Annotated in this window: 20 protein-coding genes; 4 read left to right on the top strand and 16 right to left on the bottom strand. The window is 57.8% G+C overall.

Features of this window, described 5'->3' with window-relative positions; genetic code table 11:
* Nucleotides 1–71: 71 nt before the first annotated feature.
* The 5 genes from hpnE to hpnA form a co-directional block, all read right to left on the bottom strand.
* A complete protein-coding gene (hpnE, locus tag GM608_RS03490; protein ID WP_043560457.1) occupies nt 72–1,376 on the bottom strand; it encodes a hydroxysqualene dehydroxylase HpnE in 1,305 nt (434 codons plus the stop codon).
* On the bottom strand, nt 1,373–2,257 hold the full coding sequence (gene hpnD, locus GM608_RS03485; protein ID WP_081563073.1) for a presqualene diphosphate synthase HpnD: 885 nt from the start codon (nt 2,255–2,257) through the stop codon (nt 1,373–1,375). The genes hpnE and hpnD overlap by 4 nt, the downstream gene beginning before the upstream one ends.
* Nucleotides 2,258–2,374: 117 nt before the next feature.
* Nucleotides 2,375–3,265 (bottom strand): squalene synthase HpnC, encoded by an 891-nt coding sequence (gene hpnC, locus GM608_RS03480; protein WP_232086321.1) that lies wholly within the window; start codon nt 3,263–3,265, stop codon nt 2,375–2,377.
* Nucleotides 3,262–4,416 carry a glycosyltransferase gene (locus GM608_RS03475; protein ID WP_043560465.1) on the bottom strand — a complete coding sequence of 385 codons (1,155 nt, stop codon included), beginning with the start codon at nt 4,414–4,416 and terminating at the stop codon, nt 3,262–3,264. Before GM608_RS03475 ends, hpnC begins: the two co-directional genes overlap by 4 nt.
* 25 nt (nt 4,417–4,441) lie before the next feature.
* A complete protein-coding gene (gene hpnA, locus GM608_RS03470; RefSeq protein ID WP_043560468.1) occupies nt 4,442–5,449 on the bottom strand; it encodes a hopanoid-associated sugar epimerase in 1,008 nt (335 codons plus the stop codon).
* A gap of 130 nt (nt 5,450–5,579) precedes the next feature.
* Here hpnA and GM608_RS03465 point away from each other — a divergent pair, with 130 nt between their 5' ends.
* Both GM608_RS03465 and GM608_RS03460 read left to right on the top strand, forming a co-directional pair.
* Entirely contained in the window at nt 5,580–6,590 is a 1,011-nt protein-coding gene (locus GM608_RS03465) for a lysylphosphatidylglycerol synthase domain-containing protein (RefSeq protein ID WP_086431051.1), read from the top strand.
* A 48-nt stretch (nt 6,591–6,638) separates the two neighbouring features.
* Nucleotides 6,639–7,529 carry a prephenate dehydrogenase/arogenate dehydrogenase family protein gene (locus GM608_RS03460; protein WP_043560473.1) on the top strand — a complete coding sequence of 297 codons (891 nt, stop codon included), beginning with the start codon at nt 6,639–6,641 and terminating at the stop codon, nt 7,527–7,529.
* Between the two features lie 126 nt (nt 7,530–7,655).
* Here the strand turns inward: GM608_RS03460 and pyk are convergent, their stop codons facing one another.
* Nucleotides 7,656–9,020 carry a pyruvate kinase gene (pyk, locus tag GM608_RS03455; protein WP_043560476.1) on the bottom strand — a complete coding sequence of 455 codons (1,365 nt, stop codon included), beginning with the start codon at nt 9,018–9,020 and terminating at the stop codon, nt 7,656–7,658.
* Between the two features lie 24 nt (nt 9,021–9,044).
* On the bottom strand, nt 9,045–9,764 hold the full coding sequence (locus GM608_RS03450) for an SH3 domain-containing protein (RefSeq protein ID WP_333645010.1): 720 nt from the start codon (nt 9,762–9,764) through the stop codon (nt 9,045–9,047).
* A 315-nt stretch (nt 9,765–10,079) separates the two neighbouring features.
* Between GM608_RS03450 and GM608_RS03445 the strand changes: the two genes are divergently transcribed.
* Complete coding sequence (locus GM608_RS03445; protein WP_249089249.1) at nt 10,080–10,361, top strand: hypothetical protein; 282 nt, start codon at nt 10,080–10,082, stop codon at nt 10,359–10,361.
* Nucleotides 10,362–10,795: 434 nt separating this feature from the next.
* Here the strand turns inward: GM608_RS03445 and GM608_RS03440 are convergent, their stop codons facing one another.
* The 8 genes from GM608_RS03440 to GM608_RS03405 form a co-directional block, all read right to left on the bottom strand.
* Complete coding sequence (locus tag GM608_RS03440) at nt 10,796–11,728, bottom strand: hypothetical protein (protein WP_333645008.1); 933 nt, start codon at nt 11,726–11,728, stop codon at nt 10,796–10,798.
* Nucleotides 11,728–13,419, bottom strand: a complete 1,692-nt coding sequence (locus GM608_RS03435) for an AAA family ATPase (RefSeq protein WP_086431056.1) — start codon at nt 13,417–13,419, stop codon at nt 11,728–11,730. Before GM608_RS03435 ends, GM608_RS03440 begins: the two co-directional genes overlap by 1 nt.
* Nucleotides 13,420–13,428: 9 nt before the next feature.
* Nucleotides 13,429–14,580: a restriction endonuclease subunit S gene (locus GM608_RS03430; RefSeq protein ID WP_086431057.1), complete on the bottom strand. Its 1,152-nt coding sequence runs from the start codon at nt 14,578–14,580 to the stop codon at nt 13,429–13,431.
* The gene (locus GM608_RS03425; protein WP_086431058.1) at nt 14,577–16,100 is read right to left on the bottom strand and encodes an N-6 DNA methylase; all 1,524 of its coding nucleotides are present in this window, start codon (nt 16,098–16,100) and stop codon (nt 14,577–14,579) included. Before GM608_RS03425 ends, GM608_RS03430 begins: the two co-directional genes overlap by 4 nt.
* Nucleotides 16,101–19,496 carry a DEAD/DEAH box helicase family protein gene (locus GM608_RS03420; protein WP_333645007.1) on the bottom strand — a complete coding sequence of 1,132 codons (3,396 nt, stop codon included), beginning with the start codon at nt 19,494–19,496 and terminating at the stop codon, nt 16,101–16,103.
* Nucleotides 19,493–20,350 (bottom strand): WYL domain-containing protein, encoded by an 858-nt coding sequence (locus tag GM608_RS03415; RefSeq protein WP_086431183.1) that lies wholly within the window; start codon nt 20,348–20,350, stop codon nt 19,493–19,495. Before GM608_RS03415 ends, GM608_RS03420 begins: the two co-directional genes overlap by 4 nt.
* A 117-nt stretch (nt 20,351–20,467) precedes the next feature.
* Nucleotides 20,468–21,055, bottom strand: coding sequence for a recombinase family protein (locus GM608_RS03410; RefSeq protein WP_333645006.1), 588 nt, complete (start codon nt 21,053–21,055; stop codon nt 20,468–20,470).
* 127 nt (nt 21,056–21,182) lie between these two features.
* A complete protein-coding gene (locus GM608_RS03405) occupies nt 21,183–21,563 on the bottom strand; it encodes a plasmid mobilization protein (protein ID WP_086431061.1) in 381 nt (126 codons plus the stop codon).
* Nucleotides 21,564–21,786: 223 nt separating this feature from the next.
* Between GM608_RS03405 and GM608_RS08900 the strand changes: the two genes are divergently transcribed.
* Nucleotides 21,787–22,146, top strand: a complete 360-nt coding sequence (locus GM608_RS08900; protein WP_086431062.1) for a TraK family protein — start codon at nt 21,787–21,789, stop codon at nt 22,144–22,146.
* Between the two features lie 403 nt (nt 22,147–22,549).
* On the opposite strand, the gene GM608_RS03400 is transcribed toward GM608_RS08900, so the two are convergent.
* The gene (locus tag GM608_RS03400) at nt 22,550–23,404 is read right to left on the bottom strand and encodes a replication initiator protein A (RefSeq protein WP_333645005.1); all 855 of its coding nucleotides are present in this window, start codon (nt 23,402–23,404) and stop codon (nt 22,550–22,552) included.
* Nucleotide 23,405: the final 1 nt, after the last annotated feature.

Raw genomic sequence — 23,405 nt, 5'->3', positions numbered from 1 at the left:
CCTCTCCTCCAAAATCCTCGCACAGCAGGGCTTGTGCCTGTCCACATGTGCGGAGACCATAAACCAGTTCTTCAGGTACACGCCGCTCCGGCAGACGCCGTGCGAAAACCAAGCGCTCCCACCGCCACCAGCCCGGACTGTATGGCACCCTCGATCGTGGAAGGCAGACCAGTATCCGTCCAGTCCCCGGCAAGAGCAAGATTGGGATGAGCCGTTTTTGCTCCCGGCCGCTTTTTATCCTGTTCCGGTGTGGCTGCAAAGGTGGCCCGCTTCTCCCGGATCAACCGGGCAGCCGGCATGTCCTGCGGCAGCGGGGTCTCAACCAGCGGGTCCAGGGCCTGATGCAGTTCCGCCCATATGTGCGCCAGCATCTCGTCCTGGCGCCAGTCCGCATAGCGGTTGGCCGCACTGACCGTGACGGACAGGACCTCATCATGCAGGAAGACCCACTCCGCCACACCACCAACAAGCCCAAGAAAACCAGCCTGCTTCAGAGCACCACGAGGCCGCAGAGGCTGCTGGAGGCGATAATGGGCATTGGCAATGCTCTCGAACTCATCCGGCCCTTCCAGCCCCGGCAGCAGCCCGACCGCCACCGGTGACGGAACGGCCAGGATGACCGCATCTTCTGCCCCCAGTCTCACAGGGCCACTGGATGTCTCCAGCGCACTCACACGCCCTGATCCGTCCTCAAACGCAAGGGCAGAGACGCGCGTACCCGTAAGCACCTGAGCATGAAACTGCTCCAAGTAATGCAGTGCGGGGGTCACAAAACTTTCCGAAAGCCCTCTGGCGGCCATCCACGGGCAACAGGCCTGTCCCCCTTTGGCCAGCGTCCGCCGTACGATGTTACCCAGCAGACGGGCACTTCCCCGGTCTATGCCCGTATTGAGGCCGGAGACAGCCAGCGGCTCCAGCAGGCGCCGGGCAAACTGCCCCGGCAGGAGACAGTCTGCCACGCTGGCCTGATCACCAGCCTTCATCAGGCGGAACAGAGCCCTCACCTCCCCAAGACGCATACCGGGCACACGGCTGCCCCGCCGCAGCAGCCAGAAAGGCAGACGCCCCGGCGAGAGGCGCAACGTCCAGGAAAGGCCCGCCTCCAGATCATGCCACGGAAAAACGGGAGCCCCCGGCCCCTGCAACGTATCCCGGGCACCCAGACGGTCGAGATAGCGGAACGTGGCAGGATTGGCGGAAAGGAGCAGATGATTGCCATTATCGATGACCGTGTCCAGCGCCCTGTCATGAAAGGACCGGGCCCGCCCCCCACAGGCCGGACCAGCCTCATAGACGGTCACCTGCGCCTGGGGTGCCAGCTCCACAGCAGCGGAAAGACCCGCAAGTCCTCCACCAATGACATGAACATGGCTCACAATGACACTCCAGCCGCCGCCAGCAGCATGGCCAGCTTCTTGCGGACGGAACAAACCCGCAGGGGGGCCTCCGGGTTGCGCCAGCCACGGCGACAGAGAGCGGCCAGCGTGACCCGGTAGGAGGCCGCCATGATCCGGGCCGGGCGCACCGTGGCTGCCGGGCACTGTTTCATCAGGGCCGTAGCCCGGCGGAAATGATCTTTTGCCCGTCCTGCGAGGATACGGCACAGCCCATCCAGCCCAACGGCATAGAGAGCCTCGGCGGGATCAGCCGGCACGCTGTAACGCCGCAGCAGTTCGGCTGGCAGGTACAGCCGCCCACGGGCTGCATCTTCGGCAATGTCACGCAGGATGTTCGTCAGCTGAAGGGCACGGCCCAGATGGTAGGCAAGCCTGTCTCCCTGCTCCTCCGGCGTGCCGAAGATGCGCACGGACAACCTGCCCACAGCAGACGCCACCCGGTCGCAGTACAGGTCCAGCGTAGCCTCATCAGGAGCCACGACCGGTTCACCACAATCCATGAGCATCCCATCAATGATGGCGATGAAATCATCCTGCCTGAGCCCGAACTGCCTGATGGCCTCAAGCAGGACACGCTCCAGCGCCGTATCGGCCTGCCCCTCATACAGGGCGGCAATACGACCTTTCCAGCTCTCCAGGGCGGAAGCAGGGTCATCATGAGGGGTGTCGCCATCGGCGATGTCATCCACGACACGACAGAAGGCATAGATGGCAAACATGCCATCCCGCCGCCCGGGAGGCAGGATTTTCATCCCCCGTCCAAACGACGTCCCTGACCGGTTGACGATCTCTTCCACCTGTCTCAGGTCAGACGGAGCACATGGCAGACCCTGAGACGTATTGTGACGAACAGAGACCATAACCTTCCTCATATCCCTTCAATGGCCGCAGCCAGAACCGTAACCACAGGCCGATCACAGCCTGCCCTCTTCTAGCGGCAAAGTCTGCCGTGGCAAAGGGCCAGCATGAAACCCGCCTCAGCGCAGGTAACGCATGGCCCAGCCCAACGCCCGCAGACCATCAGACTTTGTCAGCGCCACCCGTTCGGCTATCGGGTCCTGCCGGTGCAGACGCTCTGTCAGGCGGCGGCAGAGTGCCACGATCACGGCGGCCTCCAGCCTCATGCGACGGTCTTTCACAAGTGCGGGAAGACGTGCGGCCTCCTCATTCAGGGCATCAACATGAGCCAGCATGCGATCGAACACGCGCCGTACACCCGGCTTGCTGCGGGCAAGGATGAGGTCCTTCAGGTGGACATTCTCTTCCTGCAACCACGGGAGAGGCACATAACAGCGGTTCAGCTGCTTCAGATCACTGCTGACATCCTGCATGTGATTGACAATCTGCAATGCCGTGCAGAGCGCATCCGACGGACCGAAGGTCTCTTCCCCTTCACCATGCAGCATCAGCAGGAAGCGCCCTACGGGATTGGCCGAATAGCGGCAGTAATGCAGCAGCTCCGACCAGTGTTCATAGCGTGTCTTTTCCGCATCCATGATGAAGGCCGTTATCAGGTCGCTTCCCAGCTCCAACGGCAGGTTGCGCTCCTGAAGAACCGTCCGGAGGATGACCGCACTCCAGGCATCAGCCCGGCCAGGCGGGGGCTTCCGCTCGCCGTGCAGGACCTCACGCAGGGCTTTCAGCCGGACCACCTTCTGAGCGGGAGACAGCCGGGTATTGTCCACCATGTCGTCCGCCACACGGGCAAACCTGTAATAGGCATGGACGGCGGGCCTGTGTCCCGGAGATATCAGGAAAGACCCGACGGGGAAGTTCTCATCCTTCATGCCCTTGCTGGAAGAAACGTCCTGTTTTCCCCAGATATGGGCATCCTCCTGCGCCATGGCCCCACCAGACTGTGGCATCATGATTCTGCTCCTTCATACGACCGCCCGCGCCAGCTGACACCTTTGCCCCGATAATGATTCACTGCGGAGCCGACGGTTGCCATCATGTAGAAGGCAGCCACCAGCGGCAATGAGAGGACGCGCCACCATGACAGGTTGAACCAGCGCAGGGTCGGCATGAACGTAATGCAGCTGAGCGCATATGCACAGCCACCCACCACGCGGTTTTTACCACGGCCGAACAGAAGAAGGCGAACCGGCAGAAACCATATCAGAACCATGCCGGCCAAGGCTTTCAGAAGGTTCCAGGGGGAGAATTCGAGCTGGACATAAGCGTTGCGGGCGATCATGTGCCATATCTCGCCCAAGGTCTGATAGGTGCGGATGGACCATGCCTGTTCGCTGCACCCAAGATAAAGCCGCCCTCCGGCCTCCTTGACACGGGCACCGAGCGTACAGTCGTCGATCAAGGCATCCCTGAGGGTCTGTATTCCCCCTATCATCTCCAGCATCTTGCGGCGGATCAGCACCGTCCCCCCGGCAGCTCCAGCCACTGGAGACTGCGGGTCAGCGATCCTTCGAAAAGGATAGAGCATGGCAAAGAAATAGACGAAGGCCGGAACAAAAACCTTTTCCCAGAAACAGGCGCAGTTCAGCTTCACCATCTCGGAAACCATGTCGATATTTTCGCTCTGGGCTCTCTCCACCAGAGAGGAAACATGGTCTTCCTTATGGACAATATCGGCATCTGTCAGAAGGACATAGCCATCAGCAGGAAGGAACTCCAGAGCCTCTTCCTGCCCCTGCCCAACGGCCCAGAGTTTGCCGCTCCACCCCGCCGGGTGGGGCTTCCCATCCAGAACGGTCAGGCGTCCTTGCGGGTCTGGCACACGGCGGGCAATATCCCCCGTACCATCAGTACTTTCATCATCCACAAGGAAAACATGATAGCGCCCCTGATAATCCTGCCCCAGCAGGGAAGACAGGCAGGCACTGATGGAGGCTGCTTCATCACGGGCTGGAACGATGACAGCCACGGCTGGAAGGCCATTCTTCCAACGTCTGGCCTTCAGCCCCCTCCTGAGCCAGGGGCCACCAATCCAGAACTGACCATGAAAAAATGTCAGCCCCAGCCAGGCCAACAAGGAAAACAACGCCATCACAAAAACCATCACCGTGCCAGCCTGCTACTACCTCTCAAGATAAAAAATGTCCCCGCCCATGCTGGCGGAACCAGGCCACGGAATCGGCAACGGCCTGACGGGCCGGACGGGGGCGGTACCCCAGCTCCTGCTCCGCCTTGGCCGAAGAAAAAAACATCAACTTTTTGGACATGTCCAGCATCTCTTTCGTGACACGAGGCTGAATTCCAAAGCCTTTTGCCAACAGTTCGGAAAGATAGGCTACCGGATAAAGCCATGACTGCCTGAGCTGGATACGGGGCGGACGGCGATGGGCGACCTCCGCCACCATGCGAAAAAGATCACCCAGCATGAGATTTTCGCCGCCCAGAATATATTTTTCGCCAATCGTACCATGCTCAAAAGCAAGCACATGGCCTTCTGCCACATCATCAACATGGACAATATTCAGCCCAGTCTCGACATAAGCCGGCATACGGCCTGTCGCACAGTCCAGAATCATCTGCCCGGTCGGTGTCGGCTTGATGTCCCGTGGTCCCACCGGAGTCGATGGATTCACAATGACAGCCGGCAGGCCCTCCTCCCGGACAAGGCGCAGAACTTCCTGCTCCGCCCGATATTTGGACCGCTTGTAAACGCCCACGATCTGATCCTCCGTCACGGGGGAAGACTCCGTGGCCGGAATGCCATCATGGGCCGTGGCCAGTGCCGCAACGGAGGAACAATACACGATACGCTTTACACCCGCCTTCATGGCGGCGAGCATCAGGCGCCGGGTTCCCTCGACATTGGCCTTCATCATCACTTCAGGGTTTGGTACCCAAAGGCGATAATCCGCCGCTACATGGAAAAGATAGGTCACGCCCTCCAGCGCCTCAGCCAGGCTCTGAGGGTCTGCCAGGTCTCCGACAACAAATTCCACGGGCAGGTCGGCCACGTTGCGGCGATCCGATGTCTGCCGGACCAGAAGGCGCAGACGACGACCACGCTCCAGCAAAGCCCGTGCAACGGCCGATCCCACAAAACCGGTTGCCCCGGTCACCAGGGTCACATCTTCTGACATCTCCGCTCCTTCCTCACTTCAGCGCCTTGTTCTGCCGGATATAGGCCCCGTCATTATGGCGGGTAAAGCCCTGCTGATTGGACGTGCGCTACGGAGTGGCCTAGAAGGACATGAACATGAATTTAACACTATGGCGGGCACCTTGAAAAAAATACTTCCCTTTGTTCTTTCCCTTACAGGTGTCGTCCTTTTCTGTTTTCTGACCCTGCGTACTGGCATACACCCGATTTTGGCCTCACTTGCCAAGATCGGCCTCAGCGGGTTCATCCTGCTGATCCTCAGCCAGCTGGCCGTCAACGTTCTCCTCGGCGTCGCCTGGAAAAGCAGCATCGCCAGCATCAGCTTCCTCCGCCTGACCTTTTCCCGGTTTGTCCGGGATGCTGCAGCAGCGTGCCTGCCTTTTTCCCAGCTTGGCGGAATGCTCATCGGCATACGGGCCACCACGGCGGGCCACCCCCGCCATACGACGGATGGACAGCCCATCAGCTGGACAGAGGGAGTTGCCGCCAACATTGTTGACATCACAACGGAAGTTCTGGGGCAGCTCGCTTTCATCATCATCGCCCTGCTCTGCCTTGTCGGCCAGGCCGATGCCGGGCGATTTGTCTGGCCGCTGGCCATTGGCATCGTTCTGCTGAGCATCGGCATGGCGGGTTTCATCTGGACACAGCAGCGCAGCGGCAATGCCCTCCAGGCGCTGGCCCGTTTTCTTTCCAAGCACATCTCTGCCGACTGGCATGATGCGCTGGCTGAAAACAGCGAAAATTTCCAGAGCTATATTGAAAGCCTCTGGGACCAGCCGGTCCGCATCGGCCTGGGGGCAGCGCTGCATCTGCTCTGCTGGATTGGTAGCGCCCTGCTGACATGGCTGTCCCTTATCCTGCTGGGCGCACACTGTTCTTTTCTCAATGCACTGGCCATTGAAGGGGCCGTCTGTGGTATCATGTCCGCCGGTTTTCTGGTGCCCGGTGCCTTGGGGGTGCAGGAAGCAGGTTATGTGGCTCTGGGGCATCTGTTCGGCATCAGTGCCGACATTTCCATCAGCATCTCCCTGCTGCGACGGGGACGGGACATCGTCATCGGCGTGCCTGTCCTGTTGCTCTGGCAGCTCTATGAGTTCCGCCAGCTGCGCCGGTCCTGAACAACACACTGGCCCACATGCGCTTTACAGGATGAAACGGATATCTCCATGGCTGATGCCCCCCTCTTTGACACCCTGACCATCATCGGCCCGGGGCTGATCGGCTCTTCCATCCTCCGCCGTGCCCGACAGACAGGCACCCTTGCCCGCCGCCTCATCACAGCCGACAGCGCCCCGGCTGTTCTCCAGCGGGCAAGAGAGCTGGACCTGGCGGATGAAGTCACAGCCTCCCTGACAGAGGCAGCCGCAAAATCCGATGCTGTCATCCTCTGCATTCCCACGGGGGCCATCCGGCCGGTCGCTGCGGCCATCCTTCCCCACATGAGGCCCGGGAGCATCCTCAGTGACGTCGCCTCCGTCCGCAGCACATTGGGGCCGGACATCAGCGCTCTGCTGCCAGAAGATGTCAGCTATGTTCCGGCTCACCCCATGGCTGGTACGGAATATTCCGGCCCAGATGCCGGGTTCGCCACCCTGTTCGAGAATCGCTGGACCCTGCTCGTCCCCCCCGCGGGAACACCCTCTGAAGCCATCACCACGATGGAAACTTTCTGGCAGCGCTGTGGGGCCCGCACCCGACAGATTACCGACCAGTATCATGACCAGATATGCGCCATGGTCAGCCATCTCCCGCATCTTCTGGCCTTCACCATATGCGATACTGCGGACCGTCTTTCCGCCGACCTCCGGGCCGATGTGCTGGAATATGCCGCTTCGGGCTTTCGGGACTTCACCCGCATCGCTGCGTCCGACCCGACCATGTGGCGAGACATCTTCCTGACAAACAGGGACGTCCTGCTCGCCACGTTCGAGCGTTTCGAGAAGGATGCCCACCTCATGGTCGAGGCCATACGTAATGGCGATTCCGAGGCCATCACGGAGCGCATCAGGCGTGGACGCCGTATCCGGCAGGGGTTGATCGAGAACAAGCAGGCCTGACCGTTTCTTCTTCAACCCCATGCAAAAGGAGCCCGGCAGGTGATCAGCCTGCCGGGCTCCTTCTTTTCTCCCTGCGTCCCTGAAGGCCGAAGCCTCCAGGGATGCAGACAACGCATCAGCGAAGGATCAGACCTTGACGATGCGCAGGTTCTTGGAGCTGTCGAGCAGGACGACATGCTCACCGCCCTTAGCGAACTCGCCAACGGCCTTCACATCATCCTTGCTGGAAACAACCTTCGGGAACACGCCCCAGACCACACACAGGCGGCGGGAGGTCGTCTCGTTCGTCAGGGCCACGACCGGCTCATGCGGACGCTCCCGGGAAACCAGCACGGCACTGCGGCCATTCTCCGTATGCACGGCCAGAGCGGCTGCACGGGCGTTGCGGGCCACATCAAAGGCTGACTTGGCCTGTGCACCCTGGATCGTGTGCTCGGAGACCGGGCGCATGCGGTCCATGCGGGCACGCCATTCCGGGTCCTGTTCCACACGGGCGGTGACACGGGCCATCGTGGCCACGGCTTCCGGCCCGAAGGAACCGGCAGCACTCTCAGCGGAGAGCATGACAGCATCAGCACCGTCGTAAACAGCATTGGCCACGTCGGAGACTTCCGCACGGGTCGCCACCGGGCTGCTGATCATGCTTTCCATCATCTGCGTTGCCACGATGACCGGACGTCCCTGACGACGGGCCTCGGTGATGGCACGCTTCTGGATGACTGGAACATCCTCGGCCGGCAGCTCGACACCCAGGTCGCCACGGGCCACCATCAGCGCATCGGAGAGACGGATGATCTCATCGAGGCACTCAACAGCCTGCGGCTTCTCCAGCTTGGTGACGATCCATGCACGGCCCTTGACGATGTCACGGGCTTCCTGAATGTCTTCCGGACGCTGGACGAAGGACAGGGCGATCAGATCCACACCAATGGAGAGGGCGAACTGGAGATCCTTGTGGTCCTTCTCTGTCAGGGCCGGGATCGGCAGGGCAACGTCAGGAACGTTCACACCTTTGCGCTCGGAGAGCTTGCCCCCCACGAGAACTTCCGTCTCCAGCGCTTCCTTGTGCTTCTTCGTGACGCGCAGAGCCAGCTTGCCGTCATCCAGCAGGAGGCGGTGACCGACATCAACAGCGGCGATGATCTCCGGGTGCGGCAGGTTGACACGGTTGGCATCGCCGGGGGTCTTGTCCAGATCCAGCGTGAATTTCTGGCCGACCTTCAGCTGGACCGGGCCATCCTTGAACACGCCAACACGCAGCTTCGGCCCCTGGAAGTCGGCCAGGACGGCCAGAGGGCGGCCCAGCTTGGCTTCGGCCTCACGCACGGCCTTGTGACGGGCGGCGTGCTCATCATGGGCACCGTGGGAGAAGTTCAGGCGGAAAACATTCACACCGGTCTTGGCAAGATGGAGAATCTGCTCAGCGGTTTCTGATGCCGGCCCGAGGGTCGCAACAATCCGAGTGCGGCGATGATGGATGTTGGCTGTCATAACATTCCTCGACTTTTCATTTGTTCAGTCAGGCTGAATGATTTCACCGGGTTGCACCCCCCATAACAGGCGGCGTTCGATCCACCCGTCATAGCCCCTGACTGTGACATGACACCATGATGAGCCCTGTGGACAGGCCTTGATCTTTCCGATCGCCCCCGGCTCCAGCAGGGCGACGACGGTCCGGTCCGGCTTGTCCGAACTCATCAGAGGGACGTCATGATTCTGGCCCCGTGCCACCTCCCCCGCCGGCACGTATGCCACAATGCGGGAATCAGCATGACCCGTGGTCGAAACTTTAGACGCATCCCCATCATAGGACACGGAACCGGGTATGATAAAGGAACGGCTGCCATGCAGCGTCACCTGATGCACCCAGCCCTTCTGGCCATCCTGGTCCTCCACAAGACGCCAGACCCCGAATTCCCGCTCGATCAGCACCGGATATCCACGGCGATGATAGACCCAGTCGATCGGATACCGCTCACCGGGGCCACGCCGCATGTAAACACGGTCCGCCCGCATGGCGGCATAGCGGGGCAGTGGCAGCTTTGTCTCCGTACCGACATTGTCGGGAACAGGAGGCGGAGCTGGCTGCGTCATCGGAGCCGCAGGAGCGACCTTGTGAGGGGTAGTGCGCCCATGGTGGACACGCCCATGCGCTTTTGCCGCATGGGCTGGCTCATGCACGGCGGCGTGGTGCTTTTCATGCCGCTTACCATGATGATGGGAAGCATGAGACATAGCCTGCTCTCCCTCCGCCCCACGGGCGGGACAAGCTGCAAACAGGGCCATCACCACAATCGGTAACGCCCCCTGCACGGGCAGCCTACAGGAAAATGAAACAGGTACTCTCATCCCTTTATCCCTGCCAAGGGACAGCCATTTGGGCAAGCCGTATTCCCCCTCTCATGTCCAAAAAATCCGCTCATGTACAGCAACCCTGCCCTGCCAGAAAAGCGTGGCATGGTCACGCCACGCTTCTGTCCGCCCATGCGAACCAGAACACACTCATACCACAAATCAGGACCAACAATGAGGCATCAGGGAGTCCTGATCATGTCCCAGACCACCAGAGGCCGCCTCATGATCCTGTTTCTGGGGCAGCTGCTTTTCACGGCTTCATTCTCAGTCGATCTGACCCTGACAGGGATTGTCGGCTATCAGCTGACGCCTGACAAGACTCTGGCCACTCTCCCTTACTCCCTCATCACGCTCGTGGCCTGCCTGACAACTTTTGGAGCTTCGATCCTCATGGGCAGACTGGGGCGGAGGATCGGCTTCATACTGGGAGCAATGGCTGGAACATCCTCTTTGTCTCCGGTTCAACTCTGCTTGTGAAAGCCATCCCTTACCCGGACTGCACACCACTCCTCCCAGGAAAGGAAGGAAATGCAATAAAATCCAACCGCCTGGCAGTCTCTATTCACTCATCTTTTCCCTCATAGGACATGCTTTCATATCTCATGACCTTTCTGTACAGACTGACATCTTCCTGACCATCATCAGGGCACAAAAAAGGCCTGCATTCCTGCAGGCCTTCCCCATCATTCCCCATAATGTTCTGCAGTCTCACTCCCACTCGATTGTTGATGGTGGTGTTAAGTGTCAGTATTTAATCATATAATAGTTCGCTGCGGAAGTGGATGCCATGAATTGTGCCATGCTCGACCGGTTGCATCTGCTATGCGTCAGTCTGGGGCCGTTTGCAACGAGGCATAGGGGGCAGACTGTTGAGTGAAGTGCTGGCCACCAGTCTCACAGCCATGCAGCTATCAGAACAGTTCGGTACTACCATCCTCGCGGATGCGCACAGCCGATCCAACACGAGCGTAGACCGTTGATCCGTCTGAAAATCTGCTGCGAAGCCCCTGAGCGTGTTCGAAGTTCAGTAAGGTGAAAGCGGCTGACTCCTCGGGGCCATCCGCAGATAGGCCCGCCCCGATCATAATTCCACCAAGCTCCGTCAGAACGTACCGATCATGGAAGTCCTCACCTCCTAATTTTTCCGACCAGGCGTAAAATTCGATGCGATAGCCAGGAGGCAGCAATCCCTTGACCTGAGCCGATCCGTCTCGCGCAAGGATCTCAGCCGATGGGCGAGTGTCGTGGTCACGGAAATGAATTCTGATAGCTTTCGTCTGACCCGGAGCCCCCGCAAGCCGCGCAAGCAGTGAGACTAGCGTGGCAAGATAGTTTCCCTTCGCCGGTCGGAGATCGAAATACGGATCAACGATATCGACATGCTTGGATACCGCGGTCAGGATATGCAAGGAATCGGCAATCTGGTCAGCGGTCCTGGTCACGTCACAGCTGGTTGTTGCTCTAAACAGCGGGTGCGCATCAGAGCAATCGTCCGGCTCCATTGCTTCAGCGCAAGCAGCTTTTCCGGCATTGCATATGATTGCTTTGAATGGTCGCGAAGCGTGTTCGCGCAGGGCGTTGTTAATCCAGTCTGCTTCGTAGTCATAGGTACGATTGAAATCGACAACTTTGTGTTTAAAGAGGCGCAAACGCTCTACGATGCTGGACATTCGAACATCCGGCACGCCAGCCTCTTTTGCTGCTTGGATAACCTTCCTCTCCCATTTCGTTGGAAAGCGAGAAATCAGCCGACCCTTGTCGGCGCCGAAGCGGTCGATCAAGTCCTTGAAGATTCGCCAGTTCGCACCGATGGCTGCAGGTTCTACTGCGTATTCCGATAGCATCAGAACAGTTCCTCGGCCCGTTCTGCGAAGAAGCCACGCGGCCATGGGTCTACGAAATCACCGTCTGAGCTGACGCGCAAGGGCCGGAAGCGGACACTTTCGGCCGAGGACTCGACGTAGATCACTGATAGGTCATCAGGCGTCAGTCCGAGCATGCTAGGCGGAACCTCACCCTCAGTCTGCTCCCGCACGCGGCGAAGCAGCCGCAGCATGATGTGCTCGCTATGCGTCTCAATGATTAAGGTCTTTCCCGCGGTGAGCTTGTCATGGTCGCCAGCCGCAGCCTTGATGAACATGTCACCCATGCGGACCTGAATGGCGGGATGGACATGGAGTTCCGGCTGCTCAATCCCGAGAACGCCGTCCTGTTTGCGCAACGAGGCGACGATCACCGGGACCATCTGTGAGATGCCGACGCCAACGTCACCCGGTGCGACGAGGATGCCTAGATTGAAGTCACGCAGAGCGATTTCCGTCCGCGTGGCAAGGCTCAGATAGAGCTCTTGCAATTCGCCAATGTCGTCCTCGTTGAGACCGCGCTCGAACATCTGGTGCATGACGCTGGGAACCGGGATTTCTTTAAACTCCACCCGCTCTAGCCTGTAGGTCGTTCTCAGCCGCTCCTCGCCCGAGAGCCACCAGTTGACTTCGGTCATGAGGTCACCGCGACGGTCGTTATAAAGCAGGTCCCACGCGGCAAGCCCATGGGCCCAGCGAGCCTCATCTGGCGTCACCTGCGGCCGATAATTGCGCGACGGAATGTCGCGCAACGGGCCAATGTAGGTCATCTGCGTAAGATGGTCACGGACAAGCTTAACCGGTCCGAGGATCATTTCGGAGAGCAGAGCGCGAAGGCCGTTGACGCGCGGCGTCCGGTCCTCCTGTTCGGCCTTCTTCACGTCCGGGTCGCGGATATCGAGGATGAGGTCGCGGTCCAATCGTGGCAGTGCGCCTAGCCCGGTGCCAACGGCGATCCGCAGCTGATTATCGGGAGAGCTCGGCGTTGAGCGGTCGGCGGCGGCTTCGCGTGCGAGCGACCAGATCTCGTCCTCGAGCGGGGACCCCGTGGCGAAGTCCTCATCGTCGTCTGGCATATCGTCTGTAAGAACTGCCCGCCGCAGGAGCGGATGATCAAAATTGAAATCGGTCAACTGTGCCCGGCCCTCGGTGGGGGGCGAAACGATGGCTGCAAGCGGTTCGTCATCCAACTCTATCGCGAGGCGGGAGACATAGGGCGCCTGCTCGAGCGCGCTCCAGCGGATGTCGACTTCCAGTCCGGCGTCCTGCACGATGGCGTAGTCGCGATACTCGTCACTTTCTCCGACCAGGTATCGGACAGGCAGTTCTGTGAACTCGGGCTCTCCTATCGAGAGACCAGCGTTCAGCGGCAGGCCGTCTGAGCCCTGTTCATCTGAGAGGTCGAGGACGACCTTCAGGGTCACAGTTCGGTCGAGTTCGTGGTTGTGGACCAGCGTTGCGAAGCCTCCTAGGTCAATGAGGCCGCCAGCAATTGTCTTATCAGGATCGACGTTCCCGCGTTCGAGGATTTCGCGCAGGTAGTGCAGCGCCTGCAGGATCGTGCTCTTGCCTGCACTGTTTGGGCCGAACAGTAGCGTTATTGGCCGCAGGTCGATCCGCTGCCGTGAGCCGATGCCTTTGAAGTTCTCAATTTCGATCCGGGTCAAGCGCATGGCGTCACCTCAAAGCTCGCCATGCAAAGCGCGCGAAGCTAGCGAGCCAAAGAGCGCTTCGCCGTCTTTTCTGGATTCCTCAAGACGTAGTCTGAGCGACATCATGCGCGAAAAGAAACGCCCAAAGTCACGTTGCTCATCGAGAGGCGGCCTAAGAAATTCGATCTCTTGAAACTTCCCTTTACTCACCATTCCCTTCATCGAATCCGTCGAATTTGCCTGTACAAGGTTCTTTGAGACAAGGAACTGACAATAGAGAAAGTATGGATCAGTCTCACGGTTTGGGACTACTGCGTTGATTTGCTGATTAAAGGCGACCTCTCTATCGGCCAACGCAGCGTTGCCTATTACACTTGGGCTCCCTGCTATGCACGTAACAAGAGTGGAGCCAACTGGAGCCGTGCGTCCAATTCTCTTTCCAGTGGCGCTGAGCCATTCATCCGCCTGGGTCAGGAAGTGACTTGGAGTGTTAATGTTGTCCGATTTTATCCACTCGACATCTTGTCCGAAATTGGACGAATCTTTTCGAGGCGGGGTGTTGCCAGTGACAACTTTTCCGAATGATTTGATTGGAGAAGTTGGAAGGTTTTTGAGGTTTGTTGCGGCGCTTCCAAACCGAAAAACAAACTCTGACTTAATCAAGTCATCGACATACTTAAGGGAAAGCGAGCGCTTTCGCCTTACAGCGTCTGCCTTATCGAGGATCGTCGCCAATCGCCTCTGTTCTTCGAGGGGGGGGAGGCTTGGAATAGATATATCTCTTAAGCCACTTAATGTAAGCGCCTTTTGGGTTGCTCCGGTGCAGCGTTTGTCCTTTTCCAAGTGAAACTGCGGACTCCTCAAGAGCCAGAAAAGAAACCTGGATTCTAGAATGTCTTGCCGGGGGCGAAGGTTGAAAAAGCCGGTTGAAAAGATAGCGTCCGCGACCCTACCGTTTACATGTACAACTTTGTCGGTTGCTTGCATTTTCGCAAATAGCACATCGCCGTGCTCTGCAACCAGATTCGCACGCGTTGGGCGGTCCGTGAAATTGACCTCCACGCCGTCTAGTAGATCGGCCCCATTTACGTCTGCGGTTGCGAAGTATCGCTTGGTGCCAGCGAACTCAGTTGGGCCGCTTGCAAGGACATCTGCCACATCCAGAATTGGAACGTTCCTCATGCAAGCAGCGCCTCGATATCAGAAAGCTCTGACGCAATATCTTCGTTCAGTTTCAATATGCGTTTAAGAATTTCTTGTGGCGATTCATGATCCTCTTCTTCGTGGGGCCTGTCGAAATACCGCTTGAAGGATAGGTCAAAGCCGTGCTCGCGTAGTTCCTCTGCAGGCACAAAGAAAAATTTCGATCCTCGATCTCGATCAATCTTTGGATCACGCGAGCGCCAGCGGGCGAGACAATCGGGTAAATCGTTAACTGCTACTGGTTCCCGTTTATCATCGAGCGAAAGACCGTCAGCCTTGACATCGTAGAAGAAGACATTGTCGGTTCTGCCCCCTTTGGTAAAGATCAAGATGCCGGTGGAAACACCCGCGTACGGTTTGAACACGCCGCTCGGCAATGAAATAACTGCCTCCAGCTGGTTCTGCTCCACCAAGAGCTGGCGCAGCCGACGGTGCGCGTTGGAAGAGCCGAAAAGAACGCCATCGGGCACGATGGTTGCGGATCGGCCGCCGGTGTTCAGCATGCGCAGGATCAGCGCGAGAAACAGCAGCTCGGTCTTCTTGGTCTTGACTTGGCGCAGAAGCCCCGAGTGCACGTCTTCAAAATCGAGGCTACCCTTGAAAGGCGGGTTGGCGAGGATGACGTCGAAGCCCTCGCTCGCCTGCCGAGGGAATTTGTCCGTGAAGCCGGTGCTCAGCGTGTCCTGATAATGGATGCCGGGATCGTCGACCCCGTGCAGCATGAGGTTCATCGCCGCGATCCGCAGCATGGTCGCGTCGAAGTCGAAGCCATGGAACATGCTGCTGCGAATGTGGTCGCGGTGCTCTTCGAGCAGGTCGCCGGTGAAAATCTTTTCGACCACGCCAGTCTCGGGATCCTTCTCCTCGATCACAGCCTCGGGCGAGGTGTAGGTCTCAAGCAGATATTCCATCACGCTGGCGAGGAAACCGCCGGTGCCGCAGGCGGGGTCGCATATCACGTCCGTCGGCTTAGGTTCCAGCATGTCGACCATCAGCCGAATGATGTGCCGCGGCGTGCGGAACTGCCCGTTGATGCCAGCCGTCGTCAGTTTGCTGAGCAGGTACTCGTAGAGGTCGCCCTTGGTGTCGCCCTCCGTCAGCGGCAGCTCATGGATCATGTTTATGGCTTTCACCAGAAGGCCCGGCTTCTGAATCATCAGCTGCGCGTCCTTCATGAACTCGGCGAAGGCCGTGCCACTGGCCACTGTGGAGCGGAAATGCGGAAAGACCTTATCTCGCACGAGCGGAAGCATCTGGTCGGATCCCAGGTGCCTAAACTGCGACCAGCGCAGGTGCTGCTCGTCCTCTTTAAAGCGGCGCTCGAACGACTTGCCCGTCCGCTTCTGGCGGTTCTCATCTCGCGCCTCATTGATGTCGAGGAGGCGCGCGTACATCAGAAACGTGATCTGCTCGATCACCGTCAGCGGGTTAGTGATCCCGCCCTGCCAGAATTCCGTCCAGAGCGTGTCGACGCGCCGCTTGAGCTCACCCGTGACCATTTATGATTTCCTCTCGTTCGGGTTGTCGTCGGGGCGCCCCTCGACCGTGGGACTGAAGGAGCGCACAATATTGATGAGATCGGTGAGGTCGGCCTCGTCATCGAAAACCCCGTCCGGCCCGTCGGCGTCGACTACAGTAAAGGGGTCATCGTAGAGCCGCTCGACCTCAATCGTGCCGTAGCGCGCAATGTGGTTTTGCAGCAGCCCGAGGAAACGTGTCTGCTTCGCGCTCAGCTTCGGATGTTTTTGTACGAAGGCGGTGAACTTCTCTCGCACCGCCTCGGGATCCATGCCTACAATTATCCGGATCGCAAGATAGAGCGGACCCGCCGTCTCGCTGAAGAACTCCTCAAGATGCTCACGCTGCACGTCCGGGTGCTGAGTGAGAATAAGCGACACGAGCGAATCGATTTCGCGGTCGGACACTGCCTCGCCAGCACGGATTTTCTTGAGGACCGGGTTGGTCTCGAAGTGCTTCTTGAGCTCAGCCTCGACGATCTGCTGATAGGCTTTCATGTCGACGGATTTCAGGCTCGCCGAACGCCGTGCAAACTGCATCTGCCCGCGATCCTCGGTGATATCGACCACCTTCGGAGGAAGGCCCTGCGAACCGCCTTTGGCACGGTGATGCATGATTTCGCGCAGCCGAATTCGTGCGTCCTCCAGATCGGCGGCAGCTACATCCTTCCAGAAAGCATCCGACTTTACGCGTTTGATGACTTCCGCCTTCTCGCGTACGGGGTTCAGGTGCATCTGCAGACATGCCAAGCGGTCGAAGAGCTCGATTTTCAGATCGGCAATCTCGCCTGAGCCACGAAGCACTGCGATTTGCATCCGCGCTATGAGAAGATCGAGCGCAAGGGCATCGCTGAATCCACGGATGTTTCGCCACTGCATCAGAGGTGCGATCTCCTGGCGAAGTCTCGCGACCGTCGCCGGGGCGAACGCCTTCAATACCTCGGGACGAGATAGCGCGCGCTTCTCCTTCCATTTCTCCCGAATGGCGATGGATTCTTCCGGTAACGCATTGATATCCTGTGCCACAAGGTCGATCACAGCGTCGAAGGCCGAGATTTCGCTCTTCTGAAGGGCGATCTCGGCAACATTTAAACGCTCTTCGAAGACCTGCTGAGCCAACGGCTTGCCCTGTGTAGGTTCGGCAGGGCGATAGCCCATTTCGAAGCGGGCAAAATTGCCCCAGTGGTCAAAGATGCGAAACACGCTCTTATGCTGGCCGAGACCGAAGAGGTCCGGACAGAGACGCGTGCCTCGGCCAATCATTTGCCAGAACTTCACTGGCGATTTGACGGGTCTGGCGAAAACCAGGTTCACGATCTCCGGGATGTCGATCCCGGTATCGAGCATGTCGACCGAGATCGCTATGGTCAGATCATTGTTGGTACCTTCGCCCTTGAAATCGTCGATCAACTGCTCGGCACGCGGATCATAGTTGTCGATCACCTGGCAGAACTTGCCGGCGTATTGCGGATACATTTCATCGAAGAGCTGACGCATCAGCATCGCATGCTGATGGTTCCGTGCAAAAATGATGCTCTTTCCTAAGATTTGTGCGGTCGCATCCTTGATCCCGTTTTCCATCAGGTTTCGGAGGATCGCGCGGTTGGTGTCCTTGTTATAGATGACCTTGTCGATCTGCTCCGAGGAGAAATCATACTGCGCCGGGTCATCCCCCTGGTCTTCGAGCTCTTGGATTTGCTGGGGCGATAGGCCATCGAGGGTGATGCCGTCGCGGAGAAACTGCGTCGTGTGCTCATAGACCTCGAATGGGATCAGGTAGCCTGCCTGAACCGCCTGCTCGAGATCATAATTTGACGTGGGAAGTTGCCCTTCGCACCCAAAGAGGCGGAAGGTGCTCCTCGCAACGAAGTCAACTGGCGTCGCGGTAAGCCCCACCTGATGACAGTCGAAATAGTGAAAGATGTCTCCGTAGACGTTGTAGATGCTTCGATGAGATTCATCCGCGATGATGAGGTCGAAGAAGCCAGGGTCGAAAGACTGGAAGACCTTTTGCATCGCGGGATAGGTCGCAAGGAAGACGCGCTCACTGGCGTTCGTCCTAACGCGCGATGTAATGATCCGCGTGGGCTCCGATAGGAAATCGTTGAAGGCGTTCTTGGCCTGCTTCCGGAGTTCCTTGCGATCACAGAGGAAGAGGACCCGCTTGACCCAACCGGCTCTGATCAGAAGGTCCGTCAGCGCGATCGCAACGCGTGTCTTGCCTGTACCAGTGGCCTGAACCACCAGCGCCCGACGGTGCTTCTGCGAAAACCGCTCAGAAACCCTTTTGATAGCTTCCAGCTGGTACAGCCGATCTACGATCTGATCGCTGATCGCGACCGTGTCGAGTGGCTGTTTGTTGTGCCGTTGGTAGTTCGCCAGATGCTGAAGGCTGTCCTTGGAGTAGAAGCCATAGAGCTTCCGCGGAGGAAAGTCTTGCGCGTCGTCCCAAATCCAGATGTCGAAGCCGTTCGTGTAGAAGATGACCGGGCGGTGCCCATACCGCTTTTCAAGGCTATCGGCATAGAGTTTGGCTTGATGTCGACCAAGCTCGGCATCGGTCGAGGTCTTTTTCGCCTCGATAACGGCCAGCGGGTTCCCGTTGTCATCCCACAGCACGTAATCGGCGTAACCGATGCCCGTAGCCGTAGGTTGTCCGTCGACCTCGACTTCCTTGCCCACTTGAGTCGTGTTCTTGACGCCTTCGGCGATATCCCATCCGACGCTCGCCAACATGCTATCGATGAGGCGCGCTCGGGTTTCTGCTTCGCTGAAATGAAGTTCATCGGCCGCTGCCTGTGCCGAGCTTGCAAGCTGCTTGAGCTCAGCCGCTTCCTTCTGGGCGGCGGTTGCCTTCGTGCGCGCTTCTTCGAGTTCTGAAAGCAGCGCGTCCATCTGGGCTTCCTGGGCCGCCAATTTTTCGAGGACCTGGCGCCGTTCCCGCTCCTCAACCTGACCTGGAATAGCCGGCTGCTGGAAGGTGTTAAGCTGGTCTGCTTTCGCTTTCCCGTACCGGACACACATCCAGCGAGCTAGGTCGTGTGCCTCCTTGAGCAGCCGTAGAGCGTGCTGGCTCCTTACAGGCTCGCCATGCGCGGCTTTGTTGCCGTGAATCCGCAACGCGTGGAGTTTGTCGAGCACAACCTTCGGCGTGATTGCGATGAAGGCGTCGTTCTTCAAGAGATCAACGAATGTGGGCAAGTCAGGCTTTGGCAACCGGAGCTCGCGGTAGATATCCTTCGTCAGATTTTCTGCGAAGAGCCGAAGCTTGACGAGTGCGCTTGCAGGATCAGCGTGAGCATAGGCTTCTGCAAAGGCGCCAAGACCTGCGAGTTCAGGCCAGTCGTCGCAAAGGATTTCGAAATTGACAGACTTCATGCCATCGCCTCCGCGAGCGCTGCGTCAAAGGCAGTTCGGTTGGCGACCACGACCGGGACTTCGTGGGGGTTGTCCAGCTTGTCTGCGACATCCAGACGGAGGCGCTTCAGGAAGTAGTAGAGCAGCGCCTTTCTCACCATTACTTCAGTGCGCCCGTTCGTCATTTCATAATCTTGGGCGATGATCGATCGCTGGGTCGCGCTCAGGGCTGGATTCGGTGCGAGCGCGACCGCGAAGCGATCATGCCAAAGCTTGTCGTCATTCGCGGACGCGCCGGACAGTCCATGCTTTCGGATCTTCATGCAGCGCGAGAGAATGAAGTCCTTGAACTTGTGGTCGATGTGACAGAAGGCACGGATATGCCAGCGCAGTCCGTCATTGCCGAGAGCGTGGGGAGAAATCCGCCTCCACTCGGGGGTGGGCTTCTTGGCGCTCATCGACTGGTAGAAGACCTCTATGGAATGACCTTCTCTAACGGCCTTGAGGACATCGCGAAGGACGTCGACCTCCACGCGTCGGTGTGGAATAGGCAGGGCATCATGCTCGGGCGCCGATGCAAGCCAAGCTTCGGTTACACCAGACGCTCCTCCGTTAGTCTCGCGCAGGTGGGCGAGGTACGTGGATGCATTGGGCTGCATGAAAACAGGCTTGAAATCTTCCGCCGCTTTGTAGCGTTTGACGCTCTTGTCGTAGATCAGATTTCCCGGTGCCTTCTCCTCGTAGAGTGTCAGGTCCTTCGAGGCCTGGGGCACGGACACGCCGAACTGGTCTACGATGTCGGCACGGTTGATCCCGCCCTCCCAAAAGAGGCGGAATTCAATGAACTCCAACCGCTTTTCGATACCCCAGCGCATGGCAAGCCCTCGTTGAACGGGTGCGACGAGCGCGCCCACCAGAATTGTTTGATAATGGGTATATAAACTATACGCATATCTACAATCAACCCCTCGCGCGGACTTTTGGGGCGGAGTTCAATCTTCGGTGTCCGCCAGGCAGCGCTGCCGCTGCTCACCGACATGCTTGTAAAGCGTCGTACATGACACCCCATAGCGCCGCGCCACATCGGCCACCTGGATGTCCGGGTCGCGCAGGAGGGACTTGCTCTCGCGCACCTGCTTCTCCCCGAGCTTGGGCTTGCGACCGCCTGAGCGGCCTCTGGCGCGCGCTGCGGCGAGTCCGGCATGGGTGCGCTCGGGGATCAGGCTGCGCTCGAACTCCGCGAGGGCGGCAGAGACATGGAAGATCAGCTTCCCAGCGGCGCTTTCTGTCTTGATTTTCTCGGTAACGCTTTCGAAGCTGATGCCACTGCGTTCGAGATCGGCCACAATCTGTACCAAATCGGGCAAGCTACGGCCGAGCCGGTCCAGCCGCCACACCACCAGCGTGTCACCGGTGCGCAGGGCTTTGCGGCATTGTTCAAGCTCCAAGCGCTCGGCATTTTTCCCGCTTGCAGCTTCCTCGTAGATGACGTGGCTCCCCGACTGCTGAAGCGCGTGACGCTGCAGGTCCAGATGCTGGTCTTCCGTAGAGACCCGTGCATACCCAATACGCTGATTCATTGACGAAACCGAGACATTGAAAACTTGACGAGAATGTTAACTCGTCAATTGAGGTTCGAATGTCCCGGATGCCGTTTTTTGGTGCGTTCGGAAAACCACCGTTTAATGGACAGCTACCATATGCGTTCTAACGTCGAATTAAAGGCCGCATCTCACTTATCAAATCAGCAACCTGTCCTTGGCGTTCCAATATCTCGGTCAAAGCCTCCCGAACGACCTTATTGGACACCACAGCATCAGGCCGATCGACCAGCCATAGCTTGAGAAGGCCACCAAGACGGCCCAGATCACCTCTCAGACTGAACAGCTCAAGAAAAGTCTCCTGATCGACACGACTAGGCGGACTATAGCCAAGAGCCAAGTTCCTCATCAGGGTGGAAGCTGGAAGCCTCACTTGGCTAGCTGTGCGCTCAATGGCCTCTTTTTCTTCTGCGGTCACTTTAACCGGAATACGTTGACCCGACCGTGGTCCGATATTTTTTTGGCGTTTTTTCTCGATCTCGGTCACTAGACCGCCCCTTTACCAGCGTTGAGCCACAGGCGAACAAGCACGTTGCCGTGCACACGGCAACCTATCTTGCTTTCAAACATCACGCGACAATATGCAATTATATGCGAATGCACCCCCGGTCTCACGATCAGGAAGATTTTCGCATATATTCGCATATAATTGCACATATTGGAGTATATTCGCACGCTAATAGGAAGGCTATGCCTTGGAAGTGGTTACAATGACGCCAAATAAGAAGGGGATGGCTCGCGTGAGGTTTCTTGCCCTGAAATCCGTCATCGCAGAAGAGTTGAAGCAAGGTTACAACAGGTCAGATGTCTTCCAAAAACATCACGATACTCTTCAGATGAGCTACAGTCAGTTCACTCGGCACGTCAGGAAATTTATTTTGGGGCTCTCTTCACAGATATCCCAAAAAGAGCTGTCCTCTACCCCTTCTACCGCCTTCGAGAAACAGAGTCCAAAGGCATCTCCGAAACGTCACGTCTTCAGCCCAAGGCCGCTAAACCTCAATCCGAGCCCTGATCCTGAGCTCATTGCCTACTGGCTGTCTCCCGCAGACGGCTCAGAGAAATTATGAATTGCATGCCGTTTAAACGCTACGATCAAAGTGTTTAAACGCCCTAGCCTCTCGACTACATCCTATAACGAGGAGCGCCGCGGTAGACATATCCCCAGATGGAATAGCCCCTCAGACGTTAAAAGAATATATTTAAGTTAAAACGCGCGCGCGCGTGTTACGGGTTAGAAAAACATATCAGTTTCAACATGTTATATACCACTCGTGTGGGTGAAAGTACGTGTCCGGGCGTGTGTAAAGGTACGTGCTAATCCACAGGGAAACGTGGGTGAAGGTACGTGTCGTTCCACAAAGCTGTCACCACTTATCAACAGGGCATTTTTGGAAGATCAGGTGTTCAATATCGCGCTGCTGCTGATAAAATGAGCGCCCCGTTCAGCGACAGATTGCGGCCAGCCGCTTTTTAGCGATCTTCTCTATTGGCAAAGAAAGTTACGTGGTCACGCTCTGTATCGAGCGATATCTGATAATCAGGTAGCAGGTTGATAACAGACAGTTCCTTTATCTGCCGTCGAAACTCTCTCAACGTCGCGGTACTGCCGCTTTTCGCGTACAGGACCGTCACAGACACGCGCCATTTTGGCTGAAGACCACAATGTTTGCGGGCAAGTTCATATATGCGCCGCTCAAGCGGCTTGCGGAGTTTGAAATAGTCCCGTGAAAGGGTCAGAACCCGCATGGTCGCAACAGAACGGAATAACCAGTGAGGCAAATCCACCTCAATGGCGGTCACACGATCATCTGTTGGCGACTTTTCTACAATGCGCCATGAATCAATCAGTCCAAAGCCGCGTCGCTCACGCTGTCCATTCGTCTCAATGTTAGTCTCGATGCCAGTCCCTCTCAGCCTTGCAAGCATACCGACTATACGGCGGTAGCCGACACCCCCTGTTGAGCGGTTCGTACTACGGAGAAAATCATAGGCCGTAAAACGCACTGTTGGTGTTATGGGGCGTCCACGGTTCTTGGCCTCAACCAACTGACTGATGCAATAAATCCATAGGTCCTTGTCATGTATGGTCGCACAGCCATCCGACCCGGGCTTCACAGTCACCACGAGACCGTTACGCTCATAGGTTCTTACACGCCTATCGCCCGCTTTTAACGCAAACAGTGGATGCTCCATGCTAACCGCGTCACCCTTTGGTGCAGCCGCCAGAATGTCTGCAACGAAAAAGCCTTCCCGATGGCAGAGCTCTGCTGGGGAACATTTTGATGCCTTGCTGACGGCATGCTGTTCCCAGCGAATAGGAGACACA

Source organism: Bombella sp. ESL0380 (genome assembly GCF_009725805.1).
GTDB lineage: Bacteria > Pseudomonadota > Alphaproteobacteria > Acetobacterales > Acetobacteraceae > Bombella > Bombella apis.
This window is presented reverse-complemented; position numbering and strand designations above follow the sequence as displayed.